Below are 23,926 nucleotides of genomic sequence, written 5' to 3' on the forward strand. Positions count from 1 at the left end.
CATATCGGCATGCGTGTCAGGGCCGCTAATCATTTGGATTGGGCACGGTTAGATTTTTGCTGCCACTGCTGTGCGTTCGTTGCGCCAGCCGGTAGTGAATCCCTGCCTCCACCAACATGACCGGAGCCCAGCCATGTTGATGCGCGTCGTCCTCATCGCCCTGCGTCGCCCCTACACCTTCGTCGTCATGGCGTTGCTGCTGCTGATCGGCGGAGTGCTGACCATGACCCGTACCCCAACAGACATCTTTCCCGAGATCCGCATTCCGGTGATCGCAATTGCCTGGCAGTACACCGGCCTGCCGCCGGATGACATGGCCGGGCGCATTTCCACGGTGTTCCAGCGCACGCTGACCTCGACGGTCAACGACATCGAGCACATCGAGGCCAATACCTATCCGGGCATCAGCATCGTCAAGATCTTCTTCCAGCCGGGCGTGAACATCGCCGTAGCCAATGCTCAGGTCACTGCGGTGTCCCAGGTAGCGCTGCGGCAGATGCCGGCGGGCATCCAGCCGCCGCTGATCCTCAACTACAACGCCGCCACGGTGCCCATCGTGCAGCTGGCGCTGGCCGGCAAGGGCCTGAGCGAGCAGAACCTGTTCGACCTGGCGATGAACACCGTGCGCACTCAGCTGATCACCGTGCCCGGCGCGGTGATCCCGTTGCCCTACGGTGGCAAGCAGCGCCAGGTGCAGATCGACGTGCGCCAGGAGGCGCTGCAGGCCCGTGGCCTGTCCGCCCAGGACATCTCCGCCGCGTTGGCGGCACACAACGTGCTTACGCCGATCGGTACGCAGAAGATCGACGAGCTGGAGTACACCCTCAAGCTCAACAGCGCACCGTCGCTGATCGACGACATCGCCCGGTTGCCGGTCAAGGTGGTCGATGGCGCCACCATCTACCTCGGTGACGTGGCGGACGTGCGCGACGGCAGCGCGCCGCAGAGCAACATCGTGCATGTCGATGGCGGTCGTTCGGTGTTGATGTCGGTGCTCAAGAACGGCTCGGCTTCGACCCTGGCGATCGTCGACGGCATCCGCCAGAAGCTCGACGACATGCGCGATGCGCTGCCGGAGGCGCTCAACGTGGTGCCGATCAACGACCAGTCGGTGTTCGTCCGCGCCGCGGTCAAGGGCGTGGTACTGGAAGGCGCCATCGCCGCCGCGCTGACCAGTGTGATGATCCTGCTGTTCCTCGGCAGCTGGCGCTCGACGGTGATCATCGCGGTGTCCATTCCGCTGTCGATCATGGGCTCGATCATCGCCCTGGCGGCCATCGGTGAAACCCTCAACCTGATGACCCTGGGCGGCCTGGCGCTGGCCATCGGCATCTTGGTGGACGACGCCACGGTGACCATCGAGAACGTCAACTGGCACTTGGAGCAGGGCAAGGACGTGGAGTCGGCGATCATCGACGGCGCCCAACAGATCGTCACGCCGGCTTTCGTCTCGCTGCTGTGCATCTGCATCGCCTTCGTGCCGATGTTCTTCCTCGAAGGCGTGTCGAGTTTCCTCTTCGTGCCGATGGCCGAGGCGGTGATCTTCGCCATGGTCTGCTCCTTCATCCTCTCGCGCACCCTGGTGCCGACCCTGGCCAACTATCTGCTCAAGCCGCACAACGAAGCGGGGCACGACAGCGAGTCACGCAACCCGCTGGTGCGCTTCCAGCGTCGTTTCGAGCAGCGTTTCGAATGCCTGCGCGCCGGCTATTGCGGCGTGCTGGAGCGAGCCCTGGCACGGCGCAAGGCATTTTTGGTGGGCTTCATGGCGGTGGTGCTGCTGTCGTTCGGCCTAGTGCCGTTTCTCGGCAGCAACTTCTTCCCCTCGGTGGACTCCGGCCAGGTGCTGATGCATGTGCGCGTGCCGGTGGGCACGCGGGTCGAGGAGACCGCCAGCCGCTTCGCACGCATCGAGGATGCGATTCGCCAGGTGATTCCGGCCGAGGAGATCGAGACGCTGGTGGACAACATCGGCCTGCCGCCGAGCCCGACCAACACCACCTACAACAACACCGGGGTGATGGGTTCGCAGGACGGCGACTTCCAGATCGCCCTGCGCGACGGTCATGCGCCCACCGCCGAGTACGTGCGCCGGCTGCGTGAGGTGCTGCCCGAGCAGTTCCCAGACACCACTTTCTCCTTCCCACCGGCGGACATCGTCAGCCAGATCCTCAACTTCGGCGCGCCGGCGCCCATCGACATCCAGGTGCGTGGCGCCAACATCGAGGGCAACTTCGCCTATGCCCGCCAACTGCTCAAACGCATCCGCGCCATTCCCGGCGTGGTCGATGCGCGCATCCAGCAGTCGGACAAGGCGCCAGTGTTCGACGTGGCGCTGGACCGCACCCAGGCCCAGCAGCTGGGGCTGACCACCCGTGACGTGACCAACAGCCTGGTGGTGAATCTCGCCGGCAGCAGCCAGGTGGCACCGACTCACTGGCTCAACCCGAGCAACGGCGTGAGCTATCCCATCGTCATCCAGGCGCCGCAGTACCAGCTCGATTCGCTGTCGGCGCTGGCCAACCTGCCGGTGGGCAATGGCGACAATGCCGCTGAAACCACCCTGGGCGGCGTGGCCAGCTTCCAGCGCAACCTCGGCAACGCGCTGGTCAGCCAGTACAACATCCAGCCGATGGTGCAGATCCACGCCGCCACCCAGGACCGTGACTTGGCGGCGGTAGCCGCCGACATTCGTCAGGTGCTGGCCGAGACCACCGGAGAGGTTCCGCGTGGTTCCGCGGTGCACCTCATGGGGCAGGTGGAAACTATGGAGAAGGCCTTCTCCGGCCTGCTGTTGGGCCTGCTCGGCGCCATCGTGCTGATCTACCTGCTGATCGTGGTCAACTTCCAGTCCTGGCTCGACCCTGCGGTGATCGTCTCGGCATTGTCGGCGGCGCTGGCAGGTATCGTCTGGATGCTGTTCGCCACCGATACCACGCTGTCGGTGCCGGCGCTGACCGGGGCGATCATGTGTATGGGCGTGGCCACCGCCAACAGCGTGCTGGTGATCAGCTTCGCCCGCGAGCGCCTGGCGGAGCTGGGCGACGCCACCGCCGCCGCGCTGGAGGCCGGCTTCGTGCGCTTCCGTCCGGTATTGATGACGGCCCTGGCCATGATCATCGGCATGCTGCCGATGGCTCTCGGCGTGGGTGAGGGCGGCGAGCAGAACGCGCCGCTCGGCCGCGCGGTGATCGGCGGCCTGCTGTTCGCCACCTTCGCCACCCTGGTGTTCGTGCCGGTGCTGTTCAGCCTGGTGCACGGCCGTACCTCTTCCCGCGCCGCTGCCGCTGCGCAACCGACTCTCGGAGTGTCCTGACATGACTAGCCAATCCCCCATTCGCCGCCACCTGCCGCTGCTCGGCCTGTTCGTGCTGGCCGTGGCCATCGTGGTTGGCGGCCTGAGCACGCGCTGTAGCCGCGCCGAGCAATTGCGCGACAGCGCCGCCCAGCAGAGCGTGCGCGCCGTGGCGTTGGTCGCGCCAACGCCAATCAGCGCTCAGACCATGGAGTTACCAGGGCGCATCGAGGCCTGGTCGCGGGCGCCGATCTATGCACGGGTCAGCGGTTATCTGAAGTCCTGGCAGGTCGATATCGGCCAGCCGGTCAAGGCTGGGCAGGCGCTCGCCGAGATCGAGACTCCCGATCTCGACCAGGAGCTTCTGCAGGCCCGCGCCGAGCTGGAGCGGGCGCGCACCGACGCGAACCTGGCCGACATCACCGCGCGGCGCTGGCAGTCGCTGCTCAACAGCAACGCGGTGTCGCGTCAGGAGGTCGAGGAGCGCACCGCCGACCAGGCGGCCAAGCGTTCGGCGGTGAATGCCGCGCAGGCCAATGTCGAGCGGGTGCAGGCGCTGCAGCAGTTCAAGCACCTGGAGGCGCCGTTCACCGGCATCGTCACCGCACGCAATACCGATGTGGGCTCGCTGATCAATGTCGGTATGACCCCCGGTAGCGAGCTGTTCGTGGTGTCTGACGTGAGCCGCCTGCGTGTGTATGTGAATGTGCCGCAGCGCATGGTCGCCGGCCTGCAGGCTGGCAATCGAGCCCAGCTGCGGGTGCCGGAACGGCCGGGCAAGGCGTATACCGCCACCGTGCAATCGCTGGCCCAGGCCATCGACGCCGGTTCCGGCACCATGCGCATACAGCTGTCGGTGGACAATGCCGCTGGTGAGCTGTTGCCCGGCGCCTATGCCACGGTGCAGTTCGACGCTGCCCAGGGGCAGGCGGCACTGGGATTGCCGCCCAGCGCGCTGATCATCGACAAGCGGGGCGTGCAGATCGCCACGCTGGATGCCGAGGGCAAGGCACGCCTCAAGCAAGTCACCATCGCCCGCGACCTGGGCAACATGGTGGCTCTGGCCGAGGGGCTTGCCGAATCGGATCGGGTGATCGACAGCCCGCCGGATGGCATCGCCAATGGCGATGCGCTGCGAGTGGCCGAGCAGCAGCCCTGAACGCAGGTCCTGTCCGACATACCCTGTTGCCACTGACCAAGTCATCCGCTTGGCTTTGAGTGGGGCAAAGGGTGCATCGGAGTGGCGGTGGAGGCATTATCTGCCGCATTCCATTGGACAAGGATCGCAGCATGCCGCGTGAGAACTACAATGACCTGATGGCCTTCGTCGTCGTGGCCCGGGAAGGCAGTTTCACCCGCGCAGCCGCCCAGCTGGGTGTCTCGCAGTCAGCTCTGAGCCACACCATTCGTGGCCTCGAAGCACGTCTTGACCTGCGTTTGTTGACCCGCACCACGCGCAGCGTTTCGCCCACCGATGCAGGCGACCGCCTGCTGCAAACCCTGGCGCCGCGCTTCGAGGAGATCGAGGCCGAGCTGGCCGAACTGAAGAGCCTGCGCGGCGAGCCGGTCGGCAGCCTGCGCCTGACTGCCGCCGAGCACGCGGCCAACACCGTGCTGTGGCCGGCGCTGGAAAAACTGCTGCCGCAGTATCCGGGGATCAAGGTCGAGATCACCATCGACTACGGCCTGACCGATATCGTCGCCCAGCGTTTCGACGCCGGCGTGCGCCTAGGCGACCAGGTGGCCAAGGACATGATCGCCGTGCGCATCGCCCCGGACATGCGCATGGCGGTGGTCGCCTCGCCGGCCTACCTGGCAGGGCGCGCGGCACCGACCACTCCGCAGGAACTGGCCGAGCACGACTGCCTCAACCTGCGCCTGCCGACCCACGGTGGCCTGATGGCCTGGGAGCTGGAGAAGGACGGCCGCGAGCACAAGGTACGCGTCGACGGCCAGCTCACCTTCAACAACAGCACGCAGATTCTCAAGGCCGCGCTGGCCGGTTTCGGCCTGGCTTACCTGCCCAGCGACCTGGTCACCGAGCATGTCGCCGAAGGCCGCCTGGTAGCCGTGATGGAGGACTGGTGCCCGAGCTTTCCCGGCTATCACCTGTACTACCCCAGCCGCCGGCAATCCTCCAAGGCCATGGCGGTGCTGATCGAGGCACTGCGTTACCGCCGCGATTGATGAGCAGAGCTCATGGCTCCAAGCGTTTTTTACCCTCTAATCATGAGCTCGATCTGCCCCTAAAGTGGTTCCCATGCCCTGGCGCTGCCCGCAGCACCAGCGAATCGAGATCGACAGAGGACAAGCAGATGAACCCACGTACCTGGCTTATTACTGGCATCAGTAGCGGTTTCGGCCGCGAGTTGAGCGAGCAACTGCTGGCCCGTGGCGACCGCGTGCTGGGCACCGTGCGCGACACCGCCAAGGTCGTTGATCTGATTACGCGCTATCCCGAGACACTCAGCGTCGAGCAACTGGACGTCACCGACGTGCCCGCCGTGCGCCGGGTGGTGGAGGGCGCCTTCGCCCGCTTCGGGCGCATCGACGTGCTGATCAGCAATGCCGGCTACGGCCTGTTCGGCGCCGCCGAGGAGCTGAGCGACGAGCAGATCGAGCGCATGATCGCCACCAACCTGACCGGCTCGATCCAGCTGATCCGCGCCGCGCTGCCGCATCTGCGTGCCCAGGGCGGCGGCCGGGTGATCCAGATTTCCTCCTACGGCGGCCAGGTCGCCTTCGCTGGTAACTCGCTGTACCACGCGACCAAGTGGGGCATCGAGGGCTTCGTCGAGTCGGTGGCCCAGGAAGTGGCACCATTCGGCATCGGCATGACCATCGTCGAGCCGGGCGGTGCGCGCACCGAGTTCCGCTACGGCAGCGCCCAGGTCGCCGAGCTGATGCCGGAATACGACGCCACGCCGGCGCATGCCTTCCTGCGCATGCTCGATCCGGATAACGGCCTGGCGCCCGGCGACCCCGCCCGCATGGCCGCGCGCATCATAGAAAGCGTGGAGATCGAACCCGCGCCACTGCGCATGGTGCTTGGCGCGCAGGCGCTGCAGAGCACGCTGGAGACCTTGCGCAAGCGCGTCGCCGACTTCGAGACACAGACGGAACTGGCGGCTTCCACCGATTTTCCTGCGGGAGAGTGAGGCGATGAAAAATCCTTTGATGGTGGCCGCACTGCTGGCCGCCCCACTGGCCTTGGCCGAGGAGCTTCCCATGATCGAGATCAACCGCGTCGGCTCGCAGCCGTCCCAGGTCGGTTCGGACCAGTATTTCACCGGCACGGTGCGGGTCGACTCACCGTTCCAGGGCTCGGCACCGGCACGCATCGGCGGCGCCACCGTCACCTTCGAGCCAGGCGCCCGCACCGCCTGGCACACCCATCCGCTCGGCCAGACGCTGATCGTCACCACCGGCGTCGGCCTGGTGCAGCAATGGGGCGAGCCCGTGCAGCAGATTCGCCCCGGTGACGTGGTGTGGATTCCGCCGGGTGCCAAGCACTGGCACGGCGCCACGGCAGAAACTGCGATGAGCCACATCGCCATTGCCGAAGCCCAGGACGGTAAGGTAGTCGACTGGCTGGAGCAGGTCAGCGATGCGCAGTACCAGAGCGGTGAGTGAGTAGCTTCAGTCGTCTGAGCTCACCGTTCTACTAATCATCCTTTCAGCTCCACGGAGACCACAGCTATGTTGGGAACCAAGCTCTATGCCCCCGGTGATGTGCGCATCGAAGAGATGCCCGAGCCGACGATCCTCAAACCGACCGACGCCATCATCAAGCTCGCCGCCACCTGCGTCTGTGGCTCTGACCTGTGGCCCTATCGTGGGCTCAATCAGGTGGAAGCTCCGCTGAACATGGGCCACGAATACTGCGGCACGGTGGTCGAAGTCGGCAGCGCTGTTACCTCGGTGAAGCCAGGGCAATTTGTGGTCGGCTCGTTCTGCCTGTCGGACAACACCTGCCCGCATTGCCGCTTCGGCTTCCAGTCGTCGTGCATGCAGCGCGAGTTCATGACCGGCGCGCAGGCAGAGTACGCCCGCGTACAGCTGGCCGATGGTACCCTGGTGGCGCTCGACGAGCAGCCCGTTGCTGATTTGATCCCCAGCCTGCTGGCGGCTTCTGATGTGCTCGGCACCGGCTGGTATGCCGCCGACGCGGCCCGCGTACAGCCGGGTTGCACGGCGGTGGTGGTCGGTGACGGCGCGGTCGGCCTGATGGGTGTGCTGGCGGCCAAGCAGATGGGCGCCGAACGCATCATTGCGATGAGCCGACACAAGGCGCGCCAGGACCTGGCGCTGGAGTACGGCGCGACCGACATCGTGGCGGCCCGTGGTGATGAGGGTATCGCCAAGATCAAGCAGCTCACCAACCAGATCGGTGCCGATGCGGTGCTCGAATGTGTCGGCACCGCCGACTCGATGAAGCAGGCGCTGGCCGTGGCGCGCCCGGGCTCGATGATCGGCTATGTCGGCGTGCCACACGGCGTGCAGTTCGACGGCCAGAAGCTGTTCTTCACCCAGGCCGGCATGCTCGGCGGCCCCGCGCCGGTGCGGCGCTTCCTGCCGCATCTGCTGGATCTGATCCTGTCGCGCAAGATCAACCCCGGCAAGGTCTTCGATCTGACGGTGCCGCTCAGCGATGTGGCTGAGGGCTACAAGGCGATGGACGAGCGCCGGGCAATCAAGACGCTGTTGCAAGTCTGAGCGCTTCTCAGGGCTCAATATGACCCAACGCGTTGATCAGGTGATGATCGAGTTGATGGGCTAACGCAGATGACTACACATAACTGAACGCTATTGGCCGATTTCCGCCCTTCTCGAACGTCGGCTATGGGTCGAAATCGGCCGTTGGTGAGCGGCTGCTTCCGACCCGAAGCTGCCGTTCACGAAGGGCAGAAATCGGCAAGGAGCGGCCACACAATTCGCAGCCATCCCGGTAATGACTCTGCGCGGCCACCTCAATGTAGGTATGCTTGCGATCCAGTCCGAACTCATCGGCTCGGCACGTACACAGGAGGAGATGAGATGTACGGCTTTGCCAAGGATCTGAAGATCGAAGGTATCCTAGGAGAGGAAATACGGCAGATTCGCATGGGGCGATACGACGTTCAGTTGCTATTTGGCTCAGGCAGCTGCATCGCTGTCCAGAGCCTGATAGAGGTATTTCATGGCGACGAGCTAATTGCAACTTGGGATGAAGACGTCAATTGGACTAGCAGTAATTTCCAAAGGCTCCTGAACGTCTCCGTGACCAGCTACAGCGTGATTGATGAGAGGGTGTTGGAGATCTGCCTAAGTGAAGAGTTCAGACTACGTCTGCACGATAACTCAGAGCAATTTGAAAGCGTGCAAATTTACCCTCAGCACATCGTTATCTAAATAGACCCACCATCAGGGTGGATAGCGCCAGCCCAAAAGGCAAGGCGTAGCGACGGTCCGCTTCGGGTAGAAAGCGGTCTAAGTGACCGGCTGCTTTCGACCCATAGCGGACATTCCGGGCATAGCGCTTAGATCGAGCGCTGGTTCACACGAGCAGATAGCTGCTCGGCGTTTTCCTTCCGCTCCGAATAGCGATCCACCAGGAATTCCTGGCGGTCACGCAGCAGCATGGTGAACTTCACTAGCTCCTCCATAACATCCACCACGCGGTCATAATACGGCGAAGGCTTCATCCGCCCAGAGTCGTCGAACTCCAGGTAGGCCTTGGGTACCGAGGACTGGTTCGGGATGGTAAACATCCGCATCCAGCGGCCAAGCACACGCAGCTGGTTGACGACGTTGAACGACTGCGAGCCGCCACATACCTGCATGACTGCCAAGGTCTTGCCTTGGGTGGGGCGAAGCGCACCCAGCGCCAGGGGAACCCAGTCGATCTGCGCCTTGAACACGGCAGACATCGCTCCATGACGCTCAGGCGAGCACCAGACCTGGCCTTCCGACCACTGCACCAGATCACGCAGCTCTTGCACCTTCGGATGCTCCACCGGCACGTCGTCAGGTAGCGGCAGGCCAGAGGGATTGAAAATGCGAGTCTCGGCTCCGAAGTGCTCCAGCAGGCGCGCTGCTTCTTCGATCAGCAGGCGGCTGAACGAGCGCTCGCGAGTCGATCCGTATAGCAACAGAATGCGTGGTTTGTGCTCGCTGGAACGGGTTGCTGCTGGTGGCACATCGAACAGCGCGAGGTCGAGATTAGGCAATTGCTCGGACATGTTTGCTCCTGCTCAAAGCGTACCGATGCGATCCAGCTCATGCTTGAGCTGATCACGGTCGAGGTGATCGAAAGGCAGTGCGAAGAAGGCCTGGCAGCGAGCCTCGATGCGGGCCAGCGTGGCGCAGAATGCTGCGTCCACCGACGCCTCGTCAGCCACGACATCGGACGGATCCTCCAACCCCCAGTGCGTCTTCAGTGCAGGGCCGAAATACACCGGGCAAGCTTCGCCGGCTGCCTTGTCGCACACCGTGATGACGATATCAGGAGGGCAGTCGACGAACGCGTCGTTGCCCTTGCTGCACAGCCCATCGGTTGAGATACCGGCATGCTGCAAGGTGGTCAGGCTGCGAGGCAACACTTGGCCCTTCGGAAAACTGCCGGAACTGACGGCTTCAAATCCGTGAGGCGCCAAGTGATTGAACATGGCTTCGGAAAGGATGCTGCGGCAGCTGTTGGCCGTGCACATGAACAGGACTCGCATGGGGGCTCCTCCGCTTCGTGGCGGATGTCAGAGGCTCAGGCGCAATGCCAGGGCCGAAAGGGTGATCAACAGAACCGGCAGCGTCAGCAGGATGCCGACCTTGAAGTAGTAACCCCAGGTGATGCGCACGCCTTTGCGCTCCAGCACGTGCAGCCAGAGCAGCGTGGCGAGGCTGCCGATGGGCGTGATTTTCGGGCCGAGGTCGCAGCCGATGACGTTGGCGTAGATCATCGCCTCACGCACCAGCCCTTGCGCCTCGCTGGCCTGGATCGACAGAGCGCCAACCAGCACGCTGGGCATGTTGTTCATGACCGAGGACAGCAATGCAGCAATCAACCCGGTGCCAATGGCGGCACTCCAAAGCCCTTGCTGCGCGAGGCGATCCAGCAGCTGGGTGAGCATGTCGGTGAGGCCGGCATTTTTCAGCCCGTAGACCACCAGGTACATGCCAAGAGAGAAGATCACCACCTGCCAGGGCGCTTCGCGCAGTACCTTGCGGGTCGAGATGCGATGCCCGCGAGCGGCGACGGCAAAGAGGATTGCCGCACAGGCTGCGGCTACCGCACTGATCGGGATACCCAGTGGTTCCAGGGCGAACAGGCCGATCAACAGCACCACCAGCACCCAGCCACCGACGTTGAAGGTTGCGCGGTCATGAATCGCCTCGCTTGGGACCTTCAAGGCCCCGACCGTGTATTGCTTCGGGATGTCACGGCGGAAGAACAGGAATAGCACCAGCAGCGTTGCGGCCACGCTGGCGAAGTTCACCGGCACCATCACCGAGGCATACTCGCTGAAACCCAGCCTGAAGTAGTCGGCCGAGACGATGTTCACCAGGTTGGAGACTACCAGCGGCAGGCTCGCCGTATCGGCAATGAAGCCGGCGGCCATGACGAAAGCCAGCGTCGCGGCAGGAGAAAAACGCAGCGCGAGAAGCATCGACATGACGATGGGCGTGAGTATCAGCGCCGCACCATCGTTAGCGAACAGCGCCGACACGGCAGCACCGAGCAGCACGCAGAAGGCGAACAGGCGGTAGCCGCAGCCGTTTGCCCAGCGCGCCACGTGGAGCGCGGCCCACTCGAAGAAACCGGCCTCGTCCAGCAACAGGCTGATGATGATGACGGCGATGAAGGTGGCGGTGGCGTTCCAGACAATCGCCCACACGGTCGGGATGTCGTGCAGCGAAACGGCACCCGCCGCCAAGGCGATGAGGGCACCGAGCGCGGCACTCCAGCCAACGCCAAGCCCCTTCGGCTGCCAGATAACCAGAATGAGGGTGAAAACAAAGACGGCAATGGCGACCAGCATGAAGATCTCGCTCGGTGATGATCAGCAGCAGGCAGCGTCACGAACGGGGCGGCCGTCCATGTTCTTCAGCCGAAGAGAGTTGTCTGCCAACCACTGTGAATTAGCCCGCAAGGTCACCTGCAACATTTCATGCACCCAAGCGGGCAGATCCGGGTTCAGGCGGTAATACACCCATTGCCCCTGGCGACGATCCAACAGAATGCCATTGCTGCGCAGCTGCGCGAGGTGGCGGCTTATCTTGGGTTGGCTGTCGTTCAGCGCGCACATCAGTTCGCAGACACATAGCTCACCAAGGCTAGCGATCAGCAGGGTGGCGCGGACACGGGTCTCGTCGGACAGGCTCTTGAACACATCTGGCGGGGTAATCATGACTATACCTGTACATATGGAAAATCAAATATACGGATTTCCATATGTGTTAGGCAAGCATATTTGGCCTGAACGTCTGCTATGGGTCGTAAGCGGACGTTCACGAACGGGCGCCATGGGTTGATAGCGGCCTGTCGTGTGGGCCAGCTTTCGACCTAAAGTGGATATCTGCCCGAGCCTCTGTGGTCACTACCAGCCTCGCCGGAAAGCCCGCTTTGGGATTGCAGCCACGCCATCATTGTTGCAACCTCATCGCTCATTCTGGCACGAGAGGGCAGTATGGACTGGAGTGACATGCGGATCTTCCTGGCGATCGCCCGCAGTGGCTCGCTGGGAGGGGCCGCCAAGGCGTTAGGGGTCAGTCACCCGACCGTCGGGCGGCGCTTGCAGGTGCTCGAACAGGCCAGTGGACAAGCGTTCTTCCTGCGCACTGCCCAGGGGCTGGTACTCACCGATAATGGTGAGCGGATTCTCGACCTGGCGCTCGCCATGGAGCACAGTGCGCTGGCCATCGAACGTCGTCTGGCGGGGCATGGCGATCAGCCTGAAGGGCTGTTGCGCATTTCCTCGGCCGACTGGTTCGCCTGTCATGTGCTGTCGCCGGTGCTGGCCGAACTGGCACGACGGTATCCATTGATCGTGCCCGAAGTCATTGCCGGGCATCGGCTGTTCGACCTCGCCCGTCGCGATGCCGACATCGCTTTCCGGATCGTGCCCTTCACCGAGCCTGACATTGTCCAGCGCAAACTGACGACCTTGCCTTACGGGCTCTACACCTCAGTGCATGCCCCGGCGCCACACCCGGACGGCGAGGGGCTGGGGTTGATCCTGATGAACGTTGCCCAGGCCCATTACCCGGATGTGCACTGGCTGCAGCAGCGCTACCCGCAGTCTCGCACCGTGTTCACCAGCAGCAGCCGGACGGTCCAGGCACAGATGTGCGCGCAAGGGCTTGGGGTTGCTGTGTTGCCACGGGTGCTCGGCGACTCGGTGCCCGGCCTGCGGCTGCTGGACGAGCATCAGCCACCACCGGGGCGGGACATCTGGATGGGCTATCACCGCGACATGCGTCAGCTGGACCGGCTGCGCGCCCTGGCCAACCTTGCCTCCAGCATGATCGGCGCAGGGTAGCAGGTTGCGGCGCTCAGCTCGGGCGCATCGCCGCTGCCTCCGCCAGCGGTGCCGGCTGCCGCGCTAATGTCAGGCTCAGCGCAACCCCTACGGCCAGGCAGGCGGCCATGTACAGAACGGCGACCACGAAGGCGTGGCTGATACGAGCTTCCGTTACCGGGTCCCCCAGCACGGTGTAGAACACGCCGCCGATGACGGCCACGCTCAGCGAGGTACTGATCTGCAAGGTCGCGCTGGTGATGCCTGCGATCATCCCGGCATACGCCGGCGCGACCCGGCCCGTGACCAGGCGCATCAACGTCGGCAACGCCAGGCCCTGTCCCAGCCCGATCAGGAACAGGCTGACCGCCAGGAACGTGAAGGGCGGGGCAAGGCCAGGCGGGGTCACTGACACCAGCCAACCCAGCCAGAGCAAGCCAATGACCTCCAGCGCCATGCCTGACGGGTTCACGTAACCGCCGAGCACGCGCCTGAGAAGGGGAACCGAGAGCGGGCCGATGAGGAAGCCGGCACCGAACGGCAGGAAGACCAGGCCGGCATCCAGTGCGCTCATCTGCAATGCGCCTTGCAGATAGATCGAAAACAGCAGGAAGAACACGCCGATCGCGTAGAAGCACAGCGCTATGGATAACGCCCGGCCCAGCCCGGGGGCTTGCAGAGCGGCCGGCGCCAGCAAAGGGGTTCCGCCGGCGCGGTGCAAGCGCGCCTCATAGCGCCAGAACAACGCCCCCAGTACAGGCGCAGCGGCGAGTGACAGCCACGCCCACCACGGCCATCCCGCTTCGCGCCCCTCGATCAGCGGCACGACCAGAGCGCCGAGGGCCAGTATCGACAACGCCGTACCCACCAGGTCCAGCTTGCTCGCCCGCAGCACACGGGTGTCCTTGAGCACGGGAATACCGAGTGCAATCACCAGCAATGCGATCGGCAGGTTGACCAGGAATATCGCGCGCCAGCCCATGCCGAACAGGTCGAGCGCGATCAGCACGCCACCCAGCGCCTGGCCGATCACTGACGCCAGGCCAAACACGGCCCCGTACAGGCTCAGGGCCAATGGCCTTTGCGCTGCCGGAAAAATCGTCTGCACCGAGGCGAGTGCCTGCGGCGCCATCACGGCGGCGCTCACGCCCTGCAAGGCGCGCCCGAGCACCAGTACCCAGGGCGCAGTCGCCACTCCGCACAGCAGCGAAGCAGCGGCGAAGCCCAGCAGGCCGATGAAAAACATCCGCCCGCGTCCATACAGGTCGCCAAGGCGCCCGCCGGTGATCAGCGTCACGGCATAGAGCGTGGCATAGGACGCGATCACCAACTGCTCGGCAGAGGGGCCTGTGCCCAGGTCCGCCTGTATCGAGGGCAGCGCAACGTTGACGATGAAGAAATCCAGCGGCGGTAGAAACGCGCCGACCAGCAAGATGGCGAACATCAACCAGCGCCGGGGTTCGGTGGCTTCACTTTCGATTCGAGACATGACGGGCATCCTGTGTGGCAACTCCGGTTCGAAACGCGGGCAGGCCAGGTTTCATGGAGCCTGGCTATTGCCCGCTCGTGCCTTGGCCGATGGGCCACACTCTAGGGAATCTCATCCCGGCGCGCGCCTTACGAAACTGCACGGGCAAGGTTCATTGCTGTCAGTGGCGTCATCACCTCAGCGAGGGGTAGGGTGGTTGGGCTCGCGCTCATCGCGGCTGGATCGTCGGGCCTCGGCGCGTACCACCAGGCAGATCCCGACCGCCGATAGCGCCATCCCCGCTGCCATCTGCCAGGACAATGGCTCATCGAACATCGCCCAGGCCCAGAGCAGGGTGATCGGTGGGCTGAGATAAAGCACGCTGGCGACGCGGGTGGCCGAGGACCTGCGCAGGCAGACCCAGTACAAGCCATAGCCACCAAGCGTCGACAGAACTACGGTCCACGACACGCTCAGTGCAAAGCCTGCGCTGGCAACCGGTGCCAGGCTGCGTTGGCTGCCTTCGAGGGCCGCGAAGGCGAAACTAGAGACGAAACACTGCAGCCAAAGGTTCGGCAACAGGCCCATGGCCTGCACCGTGCTGCGTTTTTGCCACAACGTGGCGACCGCCAGCGAGCACATGCCGGCCACGGGCAGGCCATAGGCCCACATCGGTGCTGTGCCCAGCGTCAGCGCATCGTGGGTCACCCACAGCATCCCCAGCAGCCCGACGACCAGGCCGACCCACACCTGCAGCGGCAGGCGCTCGCCCAGCAGCAGCGCCGCGAGCAGCGCCATGCCCAGCGGCAACAGGTCGGCGCATAACGCGGCAAGGCCGGCGGGCACACCCAGGGCAATGCCCTGCGTCACGCCGGTGAGGTAGCCCGCCATGGCCAGCAGGCCGATGCCCGCGTGCCTCAGCAACACGGCAAACGGCGTCTGGCGCAGGGTGCGCCAGACGAACGGGGACAACAGGAGGCTGACCACGAGGCAGCGCCAGAACACTACCAGCAGGGCGGGGGCATGATCGATGGAAAAGCGTGCGCCGATGAACCCGGAACTCCAGGTCAGCAGCAGTGCGGCTTCAAGCAAGGGCAGCGGCAAGGCCCGCCGCCAGGGGCGACGGGTCTGCATGGAAGGCGGAGTCGGCAGGTGCTGGTTCATACCCCCGACACTACGAAATCGGAGTAATCTGATAAATCAAAATTAACTGCAGTAGTTCTTTACGGATATTGAACTATGGCGACCACGCTCGATATCGACCTCCTGCGTACCTTCCATGCCGTGGTGCGTGTTGGCAAATTCAGCGCTGCGGCCGAGCAGCTGCACAAAAGCCCGGCGGCGGTCAGCGTTCACATTCAACGCCTGGAGGCCGTCGCCGGCGGCAGGCTGCTCAATCGCGACAACCAGTCCATATCGTTGACGGCCCTGGGCCGACGGCTGCTTAATTCGACTGCCGAGCTGTTACGCACCCACGATCAGGTGCTGGCAGAGCTGCACGGGCCGGATCTGGCCGGGCGTATCACGCTCGGTGTCCCTGACGAATACGCAGCCCATGTGATTCGCGACATCTTGCCGATGTTCAGCGCGGCCTGGCCGAATGTGGTGCTCGAACTGAGGACCGGGCCGAGCCATGCCCTGAGGGATCTGGTCCGGCGCGGCAAACTGCAGGCAGCAGTTGTCGCCCAGGCCGAAGGCACGCTCGGGCCCAATGCCGAGCGACTGCTGTCGACCACGCCGGTCTGGGTCGGGCCGATGAACGCGGCGGCGGTACTTCATGACCCGTTGCCGCTGGCTGCCCATGCGCTGCAATGCCCCTATCGTGAGGCCATGACCGAATCACTCAAGGCCTCGGGACGCCGCTCGCGGATCGTCCTTGAAAGCCACTCCAACCAGGCCGTCAAAGCCTGTGTGGAGGCCGGGTTGGCCATCAGTGTGATCGACCGGGCCAAGGTCACCGAGCGCATGCAGATCCTCGACGGGCTACCGGCTATTCCCGACCATGACATCCTTTTCGTGCGCAGCCCGGCATCGGGCGGGGACGCCGCCGTGACTTTGCTGGCGCGGGCGATGCGGCAATCGTTTCGACTGTAGGCAAGGGGCGGACGCTTCGATGCGCAGCAGGCGGGTAGATAGCGCGTCCACGTTTCACCAAGGTGGATTCTGTGGCATCACGCCCGTTCACGGGGAGCACGGTTTCGGTCATGCGCATCTGCTGCGTTCAGGGCAGCTGACCTTGATGGACAAGCGCGGCCAGCGCACCGAACTGTCTTAGCCAAGCATCAGTTGTTGGAACAACCATTTCCCATGATGCGGTACTCCATGACATGCCGCTCGCCATTGGAGTCATCGTAGGTCAGCTGCATCGGCACCACGTCGCAGACATCGGGCACCGGCGTCACAGCCACCACGTGCGCGATATCCAGGTGTTGAGCGTAGCGATAGGGTTCGACCGCAACCTGTGTGGCCTGGGTAACCGGTTCATCGGCCAGCGCAACAGAACCCAGGCAGCCCAGGAGCAATAGGGATAACAGTTTCATGGTAATCACCTGAAGTGAGGCGCAAGAACGCCAGAGCACCCGAGCGGTGCTCAGTCGTCATGAAGGTTGGAGGGTGGCCCGGCGCCGTCAGGTGCCGGGCTGGGCTGCATCAGAAAGGCTTGGTGGGCAGGTATTTGCCATCCAGGGTGATCACGGCACGGTGGCCACCCTCGGGATCTTCGACCTTCTTGATGTCCAGCTTGAAGTTGATGGCACTGATGATGCCGTCACCGAACTTCTCGTGGACCAGCGCTTTGAGGGTGGTGCCATACACCGACATCATTTCGTAGAAGCGGTAGATGGTAGGGTCGCTCGGCACGCCGTCGAAGAAGCTGCCGCGGATCGGCATCGATTGCAGCAGTGCCACTTGATCGGCATCGAGGTCGAGTTTTTCGCCCACCACCTTCGCGGCGCTTTCCGGCAGAGGGTGCTGGCCAAGCAGGGCAGCGGTGACAAAGGCTTCGGACAGGCCAGTGCCGTCAACGATCTGTGCAAATGACAAGTCCTTGCGAGCCTTGGCCTGAATGATCACTTCGGTCAGTTCCTGGCGAGCGGTACGGGTGGCTTGAGTCTGGATCATGGTGAATCTCCTGGGTAAGTAGAGGTGCAGGTACAGTTTTCAGGCAACGTGCCTGGCGTGTTGGGAAACAGCGTGGACTTCCGGGTTTTCTGCAAGCGACACGAAGGTGCCGGTACTGCCATCAAAGGCGTCGATACGTCCGCTCTCGATGTCATAGATCCAGCCATGCAAGGTCACGCGGCCTTCTTCGAGCGCCAGGCGTACGGATGGGTGGGTCTGGATGTTGGCCAGTTGCGCGATGACGTTTTCGCGCACCATGGAGGCGACTTTGCTCGGCATGTCCACGTGCTGGCGGGCCTCGTTGACGACCTTGGCCGAGTCGGCATAGCGCAACCATCCAGCCACCGCGGGCATGTGATCGAGGCACTTGCAGCTGGCAATGGCCGTCATCGCGCCGCAGTCGGAGTGGCCGCAGATCACGATGTCTGCAACGTCTAGCCCGGCGACCGCGTATTCGACGGAGGCCGACACGCCACCTGGCTCTGGCCCATACGACGGCACGATGTTGCCGGCGTTGCGGATGACAAACAGATCACCTGGCTCGCGCTGGGTGACCAGTTCAGGCACCAGTCGGCTGTCCGAGCAGGAGATGAAGAGCGCCTTGGGGGCCTGTTGATTGGCCAGGTCCTTGAACAGTTTGACCCGCTCAGGGAAGGCGTTTTTTTGAAACTTCAGAAATCCGTCGATGATCGCTTTCATGGTTGCTGTCTCTATGTCGCTGGGTGTGAGACAAAGATTAAGCAGTGCATGTAATAAGGTAAAAGTCTCAATTATTATGAAACGGATCAGATTATCTTATGGGTGGGACATGCGGGCTCGATGAACTGGGCGTGCATCGGTTGCTACGGCGAAGGCGAATGCCCTCGGCAGGGTGGCCATGTCAGGCAGCGGGAGAGGGGACACTGAAAAGAAAGCCCCCATTGGCTGTTTGAGGGCCAATGGGGGCTTATGGATTGCAAAGAACCTGGAACGGGGATGATAAACGCCAGCTGAACAAAAACCTGATCCTGCATCAAAGCAGGATCAGGTTCGGCATGAATTAAAGGCCCAGTTCAGTCAGGCCTGGGTGGTCATCCGGACGGCGCCCCAGCGGCCAGTGGAACTTACGCTCGCTTTCCTTGATGGGCATGTCGTTGATGCAGGCGAATCGGCGTTGCATCAGGCCGTCGGCTTCAAACTCCCAGTTTTCATTGCCGTAGGAGCGGAACCAGTTACCCGAATCGTCGTGCCACTCATAGGCGTAGCGGACGGCGATGCGGTTATCGGTGAAGGCCCACAGCTCCTTGATCAGGCGGTAGTCCAGTTCCTTCTTCCACTTGCGGGTCAGGAACGCCTGAGCTTCTTCGCGATTGTTTGCAAATTCGGCTCGGTTACGCCATTGGGTGTTCAATGTATAAGCAAGCGCAATTTTTTCAGGATTGCGAGTATTCCAACCGTCTTCAGCGAGTCGGACCTTTTCAATCGCCGACTCGCGAGTGAAAGGAGGAAGTGGCGGGCGAGCCTGTTCGTTGGACATGGTGGTGCCTCCAATCTATTGGATGAATCAGTCGAGTGGGTATTGCCGGGGTGTCAGGCGCTTACGCACTGTTGTTCAAGCAGTAACCTGGCGATATCCCGTGCACTGTCGAGCGCCGTAAAATCACCCATCACGCGGGCGACGGTTATCGTGCCCTCTATCAGCACGAAGAGTTGCCTGGCCAACTTGATCGGATCGTTGACCTGCAACTGGCGGGTCAGCTCCAGTGTGTAATCCAGAAGCTTTTGCTTGTGCAGTTTTGCGATCTGCCGAATAGGGTCGTCTGCGTCGCCCACCTCGCCGGCGGTATTGATGAATGCGCAGCCCCGAAAACCGTCAGACTCGAACCAACTTCCAAGCACATCAAAAATGCCAAGAATGCGCGCTTGCGGCGTTGGGGCTTTTTCGCACTCACTCCTGAACCACTGCATCCAGCGTACATCGCGTGCATTGAGTGCCGCTGCGGCGACATCGTCTTTGGTTGCGAAATAGCGATAGATACTCTTACGGGCTACGCCTGAAGTCTTTACCAAAAGGTCCATGCCCGTGGCGTGAATCCCGTTTTCGTAAATCAGCTTCTCGGCAGTCGTGAGGATTTTTTCGCGTGTATCGGTCATTGGCTTGTTCATGTAGCCAGAGTAGAACGATCGTTCTCCCTGGTCAAGCAACTGTTGATTTATTTCATTTGAGGGTTGCCAGGGAGTAGTTAGCCGAAGCGCCGGCCCCGGCTATCGGTCATATCACTTTCAGTTCGTTCAGGCTGCGCTGGATACGGCTCCACAGACAGGCGCTCGGTGGCTGTGGCGCAGCCAGCGCGGTCCCCAGGCATACCCTGCGGCGCGCCCTGGCTATCGATGCCCAGGCTGTTGATCAGCCCTTCCTCGATGCCGAGGAGCCGGCGGGGGCCGCCGGCTCCGGTCAGTTCAACGAGCGGCCCAGGCGTTGAAGCGCTCCTCGAGCTCTTCGCCATGGTCGACCCAGAACTCGGCGTTCACCAGCTGCGCCTCGGCCATATTGCCCGGTGCGGTAGGCAGCTGTTGCTGGACGCCCTCAGGCAGCTGCGCCAGCGCTTCCGTACGTACCGGGCCGTAGGGGATTTGCGTGGAGAAAGTCTTCTGCGGCCCGACCTGGCTCGCGAACCTGATGAATTGCTCTGCCAGGTCCTTGTTGGCAGTGCCGCGCACGATCGCCCAGTGATCGGGGTCGTACAGGCTGCCCGGCCACACGATGCGCAGTGGTGAGCCTTCCTTCTGTGCAGCAGCGATGCGCCCGTTGTAGGCGGCGGACATCACCACATCGCCTGCCACCAGCCACTGGGGTGGCTGCGCACCGGCTTCCCACCACTGGATGCTCTGCTTGATTTGGTCCAGCTTGTGGAACGCGCGGTTGACGCCCTCGGGTGTACTCAGTACCTGGTACAGGTCCGCGCGGGAAACGCCATCGGCGAGCAGCGCGACTTCGAGGGTGTACTTGGCGCCCTTGCGCAGGCCGCGCTTGCCTGGGAAGCGCGTGGTATCCCAGAAGTCTGCCCAGGAGGCGGGCCCGACGCTGAGCTTCTGAGGGTTGTAGGCCAGCACCATCGACCAGACATAGCTGGCTACGCCGCACTCGCTGACAGTCCCGGACAGGTAGCCGGACTGCTCGCCGAGAATGCCGGGGTCCATATGTTCGAACAGGCCCGCTTCGCAGCCGCGGATCAGTTCGGGGCTTTCAACCTCCACCACGTCCCAGGAGACATGGCCAACGTCCACCATGGCTTTGATCTTGGACAGTTCGCCGTTGTACTCACCCGCCACCACCCTGGCAGCACCGCTCTTCTCGAACGGCTGGAAGTACGCCGACTGTTGGGCCGCCTTGGTGGCCCCGCCGAAGGAGATGATGGTGAGGCTGGCTTCATTGGCTACGGCGCACAGGCTGAAACCTGAAAGCAGTGCAAAGCTGAGCGATGCGGCGATGATACGCATGGAAAACTCCCTCATTGCTTGTGGTTGTGTTGTTTTGTCGAGGCAGTTGAGCCAGTCGGCCCGAGCCCACTGCGCAGCGGTGTGCGCAGTGGTTTTCTTGTTGTTGTGGTGAGTGCGTATCGCGAGGCGCTGGGTGGAAATGACTGGAAGGCGGTTGTCACTCACCTGGGGGATGGTGCGCCACAGCTGCGGCGGGGGAAATTAGTAAAAATATGCTCCAGTCATATGAAAATGCTCTGCAGGCCGCTGGCGCCAGGGTTACGCAGACGCTCAGCTGAGCGATGCTCCGCTAGGGCGAGCGGCTAGAAAACCACGGAGCGCCGATGCTCCGTGGTCGCCACCACGTTGCCCCGCTTGAGCACCATCAGCCGCGCTGGCAGGTCGAGAATCACATCGCTGACCGCCTGGGTATCCATCAGCACCAGGTCGGCGTCCTTGCCCACGGCCAGGCCATAATGCTGCAAGCCCAGGGCCTTGGCCGGGCCGGTGGTGAGCATCGACAGCACCGTAGCCTGGTCGTCGGCACCGCCCAGGTGGCAGGCCGGCAGGGCCAGTTGTGCGATGTTCAGCAGGTCGCCGGTACCATACGGGGTGAACGCATTGCGAATGTTGTTGGTGGCCAGGCACACGTTCACGCCCCCATCGCGCAACGCCCGCACCGGGGTCAGGCTACGCCGTACGTTGTAGTTGTCGCCTCGAGCTCCCAGGTGCAGGTCGGTGGCCGGCAGGCACATCACACTGATGTCGGCTTCGCGCAGCAGCTCGATGATACGCGCCTGCCGCTCGGGTTCGACCGCGGCCAGGCTGGTCAGGTGGCCGACGCAGACGCGGCCTTGGTAGCCCTCGGCGAGGGTGCGGCGGGCCACATGCTCGATGGTCATCTGCTCGGCGTCATCGGCGAAGTCCTGGTGCAAGTCGATGTCCTTGCCGTAGCGCTTGGCCAGGTCGAACACGAAGTCGATGTGATCGAAGGGCGACACGTCGTTGTAGGGGATGCCACCCACGACATCGGCGCCTTTCTCCATGGCCTCGACCATCATGGCCCGCATGCCTGGCAGTTTAAGGATGCCTTCCTGGGGGAAGGCAACCACCTGGATGTCGATGATCTGGCGAAACTTCTCACGCAGTTCCAGTACCACGTCGAGGCCGGTAAAGCCCTGCACCGGGTCGAACTCGGCGTGGGCGCGGACATGGGTGCTGCCTGCCTGCACGAGGGCGCGCAGCACCTGAGTCGAGCGCTCGAGGATGTCCTCGCGGGTGAGCGTCGGCTTGAGCGCGGCGGTGACCTCGATCGCTTCCTTCAGGGTGCCGGAGCGATTGGCCTTGCGCTGCATGACGTTGGCCTTTTCCAGGTGCAGGTGGCCTTCGACGAACCCTGGAATCAGTACGTTGCCGTTGCCTTGGACTTCCTGCGCCGCGCGTGCGGCAATCGCCGGTGCGATTTCCACGATCCTGCCGTTGTGTACGGCCACGTCCTGCAGCGGTTGTGCGTCATCGATGCGCACGTTTCGAAAGATGATATCCATGGGGTGTTGCTCCTCATACCGGGTGAGGCCCGCCGCTGTGGCGCGGCGAGCCGGTCGGGCAGAGGTTAGGGGGCACGTGGCATAAGGTAAAAGTCTGATTTATGATCGTGTCGATCAGATTAGATTATGTGAGAGACCATGCTTGCCCGACACATCCAGTACTTCCTCGCCGTGGCGGCGCATCACAGCTTCACCAAGGCCGCCGCGGCCCTGCATGTCTCCCAGCCGGCGCTGTCGCAACAGGTCCGTCAGCTGGAAGAAAGCCTTGGCGCCCAGCTGTTCGATCGCTCGGGGCGCACCACGCGGCTGACCGATGCCGGGGAAGTCTACCTGGCCTATGCACGCCGTGCCGCGCAGGAGCTGGAGGAGGCCAGGCGCGCCATCCACGACGTCAGCGACCTCAGCCGCGGTTCGCTGCGGGTCGCGGTGACACCGACATTTACCACCTACCTGGTCGGCCCCTTGGTCGAAGCCTTCCACACGCGTTATGGGAACATCACCCTGAACGTGCGCGAGATGTCCCAGGAGCGCATGGAGGCACTGCTGCTCGCGGATGAGCTGGACGTGGGGATCGCCTTCGAGGGGGGCCAGGCCGAGGACATCGAGGCCAGCCCGCTGCTGGTCGAGACGCTGGCGCTGGTGGTCAACCGCCACCACCCCTTGGCCAAGGCAACGTCCATCGGGCTGGAGGCCTTGAGCGCAGAATCGCTGGTGCTGCTCAGCGGTGAGTTTGCCACCCGCGAACAGATCGACCGTTTTTGCCAGCAACATGGCATTCACCCGCAGGTGCGGATGGAGGCCAACACCATCAGCGCGGTGACCGAGATCGTGCGTCGTACGACGCTGTCGACCCTGCTGCCTGCCACGGTCGCGCTGGCCCATGACGAGCTGGCAGCCATTGCGCTCGACCCGGTCCGCCTGCAGCGCACGGCCGTGCTGATGCAACGCAAAGGTGCCTACCAGAGCGCTGCGGCGCGGGTGTTCAGGGAGATGGCGACAGCTGTGGCTGCACGCCTAGCCAGCTGAAAGGATGCGGCCGAAGCGGACGCTTTGCTGATCAGCCCCGTGCTGCGAAGCGCAAGGCCAGTGGCAGCGCCAGTGCCCAGACCGGTGCCAGGATCAGCGCGGTCTCCAGGCGCCCGAGTGGCAGCTCGATACCGGCCAGCCGGGCGCCAGCCAGATAGGCCAGCGGGCCACCGAACAGGCCCAGCAGCACCGCCCGCCACGCGGGTTGGCCGAGCCCTGCCAGGCTGTGGCGCATGCCACTGGCCAACACCAGCCACAGCAGTGCCAGCCACAGTGGCAGCGGCCACTGAGCGAAACTGAACACACCGAGCAGGCCCAACGTACTGTCCAGCAGGCAGCCGGCCAGCGCCACCCACAGCAACACGCGCAGCTCGCCGCTTGGGCTCAGCCGCAGGTGCAGCAGCAGGCCGCTCACCACCATCAGCAACAGCCACGGCTTATGCGCCCCCAGCACACACAGCCACCAGGCGGCTTGCAGCCACAACGCGTTGCCGAGCAACCAGACACGGCGGCCCAT

At 63.3% G+C, this 23,926-nt stretch carries 24 protein-coding genes; 10 read left to right on the forward strand and 14 right to left on the reverse strand.

The annotated features are described in order from the left end of the window. Positions 1-136: 136 nt before the first annotated feature. The 7 genes from HU738_RS12035 to HU738_RS12065 all read left to right on the forward strand — a co-directional run bounded on the left by HU738_RS12035 (position 137) and on the right by HU738_RS12065 (position 8,686). On the forward strand, positions 137-3,316 hold the full coding sequence (locus tag HU738_RS12035) for an efflux RND transporter permease subunit (protein ID WP_202884332.1): 3,180 nt from the start codon (positions 137-139) through the stop codon (positions 3,314-3,316). Between the two features lies 1 nt (position 3,317). Beyond that, the gene (locus HU738_RS12040; RefSeq protein ID WP_186602789.1) at positions 3,318-4,454 is read left to right on the forward strand and encodes an efflux RND transporter periplasmic adaptor subunit; all 1,137 of its coding nucleotides are present in this window, start codon (positions 3,318-3,320) and stop codon (positions 4,452-4,454) included. Between the two features lie 131 nt (positions 4,455-4,585). Then, complete coding sequence (locus tag HU738_RS12045) at positions 4,586-5,482, forward strand: LysR family transcriptional regulator (protein WP_186602787.1); 897 nt, start codon at positions 4,586-4,588, stop codon at positions 5,480-5,482. A gap of 128 nt (positions 5,483-5,610) precedes the next feature. Next, on the forward strand, positions 5,611-6,453 hold the full coding sequence (locus HU738_RS12050; protein ID WP_186602785.1) for an SDR family oxidoreductase: 843 nt from the start codon (positions 5,611-5,613) through the stop codon (positions 6,451-6,453). Positions 6,454-6,523: 70 nt separating this feature from the next. After that, positions 6,524-6,928: a (R)-mandelonitrile lyase gene (locus HU738_RS12055; protein WP_202884331.1), complete on the forward strand. Its 405-nt coding sequence runs from the start codon at positions 6,524-6,526 to the stop codon at positions 6,926-6,928. A 66-nt stretch (positions 6,929-6,994) separates the two neighbouring features. Next, the gene (locus tag HU738_RS12060) at positions 6,995-8,011 is read left to right on the forward strand and encodes a zinc-dependent alcohol dehydrogenase family protein (RefSeq protein ID WP_186602781.1); all 1,017 of its coding nucleotides are present in this window, start codon (positions 6,995-6,997) and stop codon (positions 8,009-8,011) included. Between the two features lie 321 nt (positions 8,012-8,332). Next, entirely contained in the window at positions 8,333-8,686 is a 354-nt protein-coding gene (locus tag HU738_RS12065) for a hypothetical protein (protein ID WP_186602779.1), read from the forward strand. 128 nt (positions 8,687-8,814) lie between these two features. On the opposite strand, the gene arsH is transcribed toward HU738_RS12065, so the two are convergent. The 4 genes from arsH to HU738_RS12085 are packed head-to-tail and all read right to left on the reverse strand — an operon-like array spanning position 8,815 to position 11,679. After that, positions 8,815-9,516: an arsenical resistance protein ArsH gene (arsH, locus tag HU738_RS12070; RefSeq protein WP_176510402.1), complete on the reverse strand. Its 702-nt coding sequence runs from the start codon at positions 9,514-9,516 to the stop codon at positions 8,815-8,817. A 12-nt stretch (positions 9,517-9,528) separates the two neighbouring features. Next, complete coding sequence (locus HU738_RS12075) at positions 9,529-9,999, reverse strand: arsenate reductase ArsC (protein ID WP_176510401.1); 471 nt, start codon at positions 9,997-9,999, stop codon at positions 9,529-9,531. A gap of 27 nt (positions 10,000-10,026) precedes the next feature. Further along, on the reverse strand, positions 10,027-11,310 hold the full coding sequence (locus HU738_RS12080) for an arsenic transporter (RefSeq protein ID WP_186602777.1): 1,284 nt from the start codon (positions 11,308-11,310) through the stop codon (positions 10,027-10,029). A 21-nt stretch (positions 11,311-11,331) separates the two neighbouring features. Further along, complete coding sequence (locus HU738_RS12085; protein WP_186602775.1) at positions 11,332-11,679, reverse strand: metalloregulator ArsR/SmtB family transcription factor; 348 nt, start codon at positions 11,677-11,679, stop codon at positions 11,332-11,334. Between the two features lie 279 nt (positions 11,680-11,958). Between HU738_RS12085 and HU738_RS12090 the strand changes: the two genes are divergently transcribed. After that, entirely contained in the window at positions 11,959-12,810 is an 852-nt protein-coding gene (locus tag HU738_RS12090; RefSeq protein ID WP_186602773.1) for a LysR family transcriptional regulator, read from the forward strand. 13 nt (positions 12,811-12,823) lie between these two features. Here the strand turns inward: HU738_RS12090 and HU738_RS12095 are convergent, their stop codons facing one another. After that, a complete protein-coding gene (locus tag HU738_RS12095) occupies positions 12,824-14,278 on the reverse strand; it encodes an MFS transporter (protein WP_186602771.1) in 1,455 nt (484 codons plus the stop codon). Positions 14,279-14,455: 177 nt separating this feature from the next. Continuing rightward, complete coding sequence (locus HU738_RS12100) at positions 14,456-15,421, reverse strand: DMT family transporter (protein WP_186602769.1); 966 nt, start codon at positions 15,419-15,421, stop codon at positions 14,456-14,458. A 75-nt stretch (positions 15,422-15,496) separates the two neighbouring features. Between HU738_RS12100 and HU738_RS12105 the strand changes: the two genes are divergently transcribed. Next, positions 15,497-16,351 (forward strand): LysR family transcriptional regulator, encoded by an 855-nt coding sequence (locus tag HU738_RS12105; RefSeq protein ID WP_186602767.1) that lies wholly within the window; start codon positions 15,497-15,499, stop codon positions 16,349-16,351. Between the two features lie 188 nt (positions 16,352-16,539). Here HU738_RS12105 and HU738_RS12110 read toward each other — a convergent pair whose 3' ends face one another. The 7 genes from HU738_RS12110 to HU738_RS12140 form a co-directional block, all read right to left on the reverse strand. Beyond that, on the reverse strand, positions 16,540-16,797 hold the full coding sequence (locus tag HU738_RS12110; protein WP_186602765.1) for a DUF2790 domain-containing protein: 258 nt from the start codon (positions 16,795-16,797) through the stop codon (positions 16,540-16,542). A gap of 109 nt (positions 16,798-16,906) precedes the next feature. After that, positions 16,907-17,377 (reverse strand): cyanase, encoded by a 471-nt coding sequence (gene cynS, locus HU738_RS12115; protein ID WP_054887772.1) that lies wholly within the window; start codon positions 17,375-17,377, stop codon positions 16,907-16,909. Positions 17,378-17,416: 39 nt separating this feature from the next. Next, a complete protein-coding gene (locus HU738_RS12120) occupies positions 17,417-18,076 on the reverse strand; it encodes a carbonic anhydrase (RefSeq protein ID WP_186602763.1) in 660 nt (219 codons plus the stop codon). Positions 18,077-18,416: 340 nt separating this feature from the next. Then, positions 18,417-18,893: a nuclear transport factor 2 family protein gene (locus HU738_RS12125; RefSeq protein ID WP_054887770.1), complete on the reverse strand. Its 477-nt coding sequence runs from the start codon at positions 18,891-18,893 to the stop codon at positions 18,417-18,419. 53 nt (positions 18,894-18,946) lie between these two features. Further along, positions 18,947-19,522 carry a TetR/AcrR family transcriptional regulator gene (locus HU738_RS12130; protein ID WP_186602762.1) on the reverse strand — a complete coding sequence of 192 codons (576 nt, stop codon included), beginning with the start codon at positions 19,520-19,522 and terminating at the stop codon, positions 18,947-18,949. Between the two features lie 294 nt (positions 19,523-19,816). Further along, entirely contained in the window at positions 19,817-20,857 is a 1,041-nt protein-coding gene (locus HU738_RS12135; RefSeq protein ID WP_202884329.1) for an ABC transporter substrate-binding protein, read from the reverse strand. A gap of 302 nt (positions 20,858-21,159) precedes the next feature. Continuing rightward, entirely contained in the window at positions 21,160-22,383 is a 1,224-nt protein-coding gene (locus HU738_RS12140) for an amidohydrolase family protein (RefSeq protein WP_186602760.1), read from the reverse strand. Between the two features lie 138 nt (positions 22,384-22,521). On the opposite strand from HU738_RS12140, the gene cynR reads away from it, so the two are divergent. Next, positions 22,522-23,409, forward strand: coding sequence for a transcriptional regulator CynR (cynR, locus tag HU738_RS12145; protein WP_186602759.1), 888 nt, complete (start codon positions 22,522-22,524; stop codon positions 23,407-23,409). A gap of 31 nt (positions 23,410-23,440) precedes the next feature. Here the strand turns inward: cynR and HU738_RS12150 are convergent, their stop codons facing one another. Next, positions 23,441-23,926 carry a DUF2878 domain-containing protein gene (locus HU738_RS12150; protein WP_186602758.1) on the reverse strand — a complete coding sequence of 162 codons (486 nt, stop codon included), beginning with the start codon at positions 23,924-23,926 and terminating at the stop codon, positions 23,441-23,443.

It is taken from the genome of Pseudomonas vlassakiae (assembly GCF_014269035.2).
Lineage (GTDB): Bacteria > Pseudomonadota > Gammaproteobacteria > Pseudomonadales > Pseudomonadaceae > Aquipseudomonas > Aquipseudomonas vlassakiae.

What these genes read in the sequence shown, in the direction of transcription:
- HU738_RS12040 (WP_186602789.1), top strand. Translation starts at nt 3,318, where the DNA reads ATGACTAGCCAATCCCCCATTCGCCGCCACCTGCCGCTGCTCGGCCTG.
- HU738_RS12045 (WP_186602787.1), top strand. Translation starts at nt 4,586, where the DNA reads ATGCCGCGTGAGAACTACAATGACCTGATGGCCTTCGTCGTCGTGGCC.
- HU738_RS12050 (WP_186602785.1), top strand. Translation starts at nt 5,611, where the DNA reads ATGAACCCACGTACCTGGCTTATTACTGGCATCAGTAGCGGTTTCGGC.
- HU738_RS12055 (WP_202884331.1), top strand. Translation starts at nt 6,524, where the DNA reads ATGATCGAGATCAACCGCGTCGGCTCGCAGCCGTCCCAGGTCGGTTCG.
- HU738_RS12060 (WP_186602781.1), top strand. Translation starts at nt 6,995, where the DNA reads ATGTTGGGAACCAAGCTCTATGCCCCCGGTGATGTGCGCATCGAAGAG.
- HU738_RS12065 (WP_186602779.1), top strand. Translation starts at nt 8,333, where the DNA reads ATGTACGGCTTTGCCAAGGATCTGAAGATCGAAGGTATCCTAGGAGAG.
- arsH (WP_176510402.1), bottom strand. Translation starts at nt 9,516, where the DNA reads ATGTCCGAGCAATTGCCTAATCTCGACCTCGCGCTGTTCGATGTGCCA.
- HU738_RS12075 (WP_176510401.1), bottom strand. Translation starts at nt 9,999, where the DNA reads ATGCGAGTCCTGTTCATGTGCACGGCCAACAGCTGCCGCAGCATCCTT.
- HU738_RS12080 (WP_186602777.1), bottom strand. Translation starts at nt 11,310, where the DNA reads ATGCTGGTCGCCATTGCCGTCTTTGTTTTCACCCTCATTCTGGTTATC.
- HU738_RS12085 (WP_186602775.1), bottom strand. Translation starts at nt 11,679, where the DNA reads ATGATTACCCCGCCAGATGTGTTCAAGAGCCTGTCCGACGAGACCCGT.
- HU738_RS12090 (WP_186602773.1), top strand. Translation starts at nt 11,959, where the DNA reads ATGGACTGGAGTGACATGCGGATCTTCCTGGCGATCGCCCGCAGTGGC.
- HU738_RS12095 (WP_186602771.1), bottom strand. Translation starts at nt 14,278, where the DNA reads ATGTCTCGAATCGAAAGTGAAGCCACCGAACCCCGGCGCTGGTTGATG.
- HU738_RS12100 (WP_186602769.1), bottom strand. Translation starts at nt 15,421, where the DNA reads ATGAACCAGCACCTGCCGACTCCGCCTTCCATGCAGACCCGTCGCCCC.
- HU738_RS12105 (WP_186602767.1), top strand. Translation starts at nt 15,497, where the DNA reads ATGGCGACCACGCTCGATATCGACCTCCTGCGTACCTTCCATGCCGTG.
- HU738_RS12110 (WP_186602765.1), bottom strand. Translation starts at nt 16,797, where the DNA reads ATGAAACTGTTATCCCTATTGCTCCTGGGCTGCCTGGGTTCTGTTGCG.
- cynS (WP_054887772.1), bottom strand. Translation starts at nt 17,377, where the DNA reads ATGATCCAGACTCAAGCCACCCGTACCGCTCGCCAGGAACTGACCGAA.
- HU738_RS12120 (WP_186602763.1), bottom strand. Translation starts at nt 18,076, where the DNA reads ATGAAAGCGATCATCGACGGATTTCTGAAGTTTCAAAAAAACGCCTTC.
- HU738_RS12125 (WP_054887770.1), bottom strand. Translation starts at nt 18,893, where the DNA reads ATGTCCAACGAACAGGCTCGCCCGCCACTTCCTCCTTTCACTCGCGAG.
- HU738_RS12130 (WP_186602762.1), bottom strand. Translation starts at nt 19,522, where the DNA reads ATGAACAAGCCAATGACCGATACACGCGAAAAAATCCTCACGACTGCC.
- HU738_RS12135 (WP_202884329.1), bottom strand. Translation starts at nt 20,857, where the DNA reads ATGCGTATCATCGCCGCATCGCTCAGCTTTGCACTGCTTTCAGGTTTC.
- HU738_RS12140 (WP_186602760.1), bottom strand. Translation starts at nt 22,383, where the DNA reads ATGGATATCATCTTTCGAAACGTGCGCATCGATGACGCACAACCGCTG.
- cynR (WP_186602759.1), top strand. Translation starts at nt 22,522, where the DNA reads ATGCTTGCCCGACACATCCAGTACTTCCTCGCCGTGGCGGCGCATCAC.
- HU738_RS12150 (WP_186602758.1), bottom strand. Translation starts at nt 23,926, where the DNA reads ATGGGCCGCCGTGTCTGGTTGCTCGGCAACGCGTTGTGGCTGCAAGCC.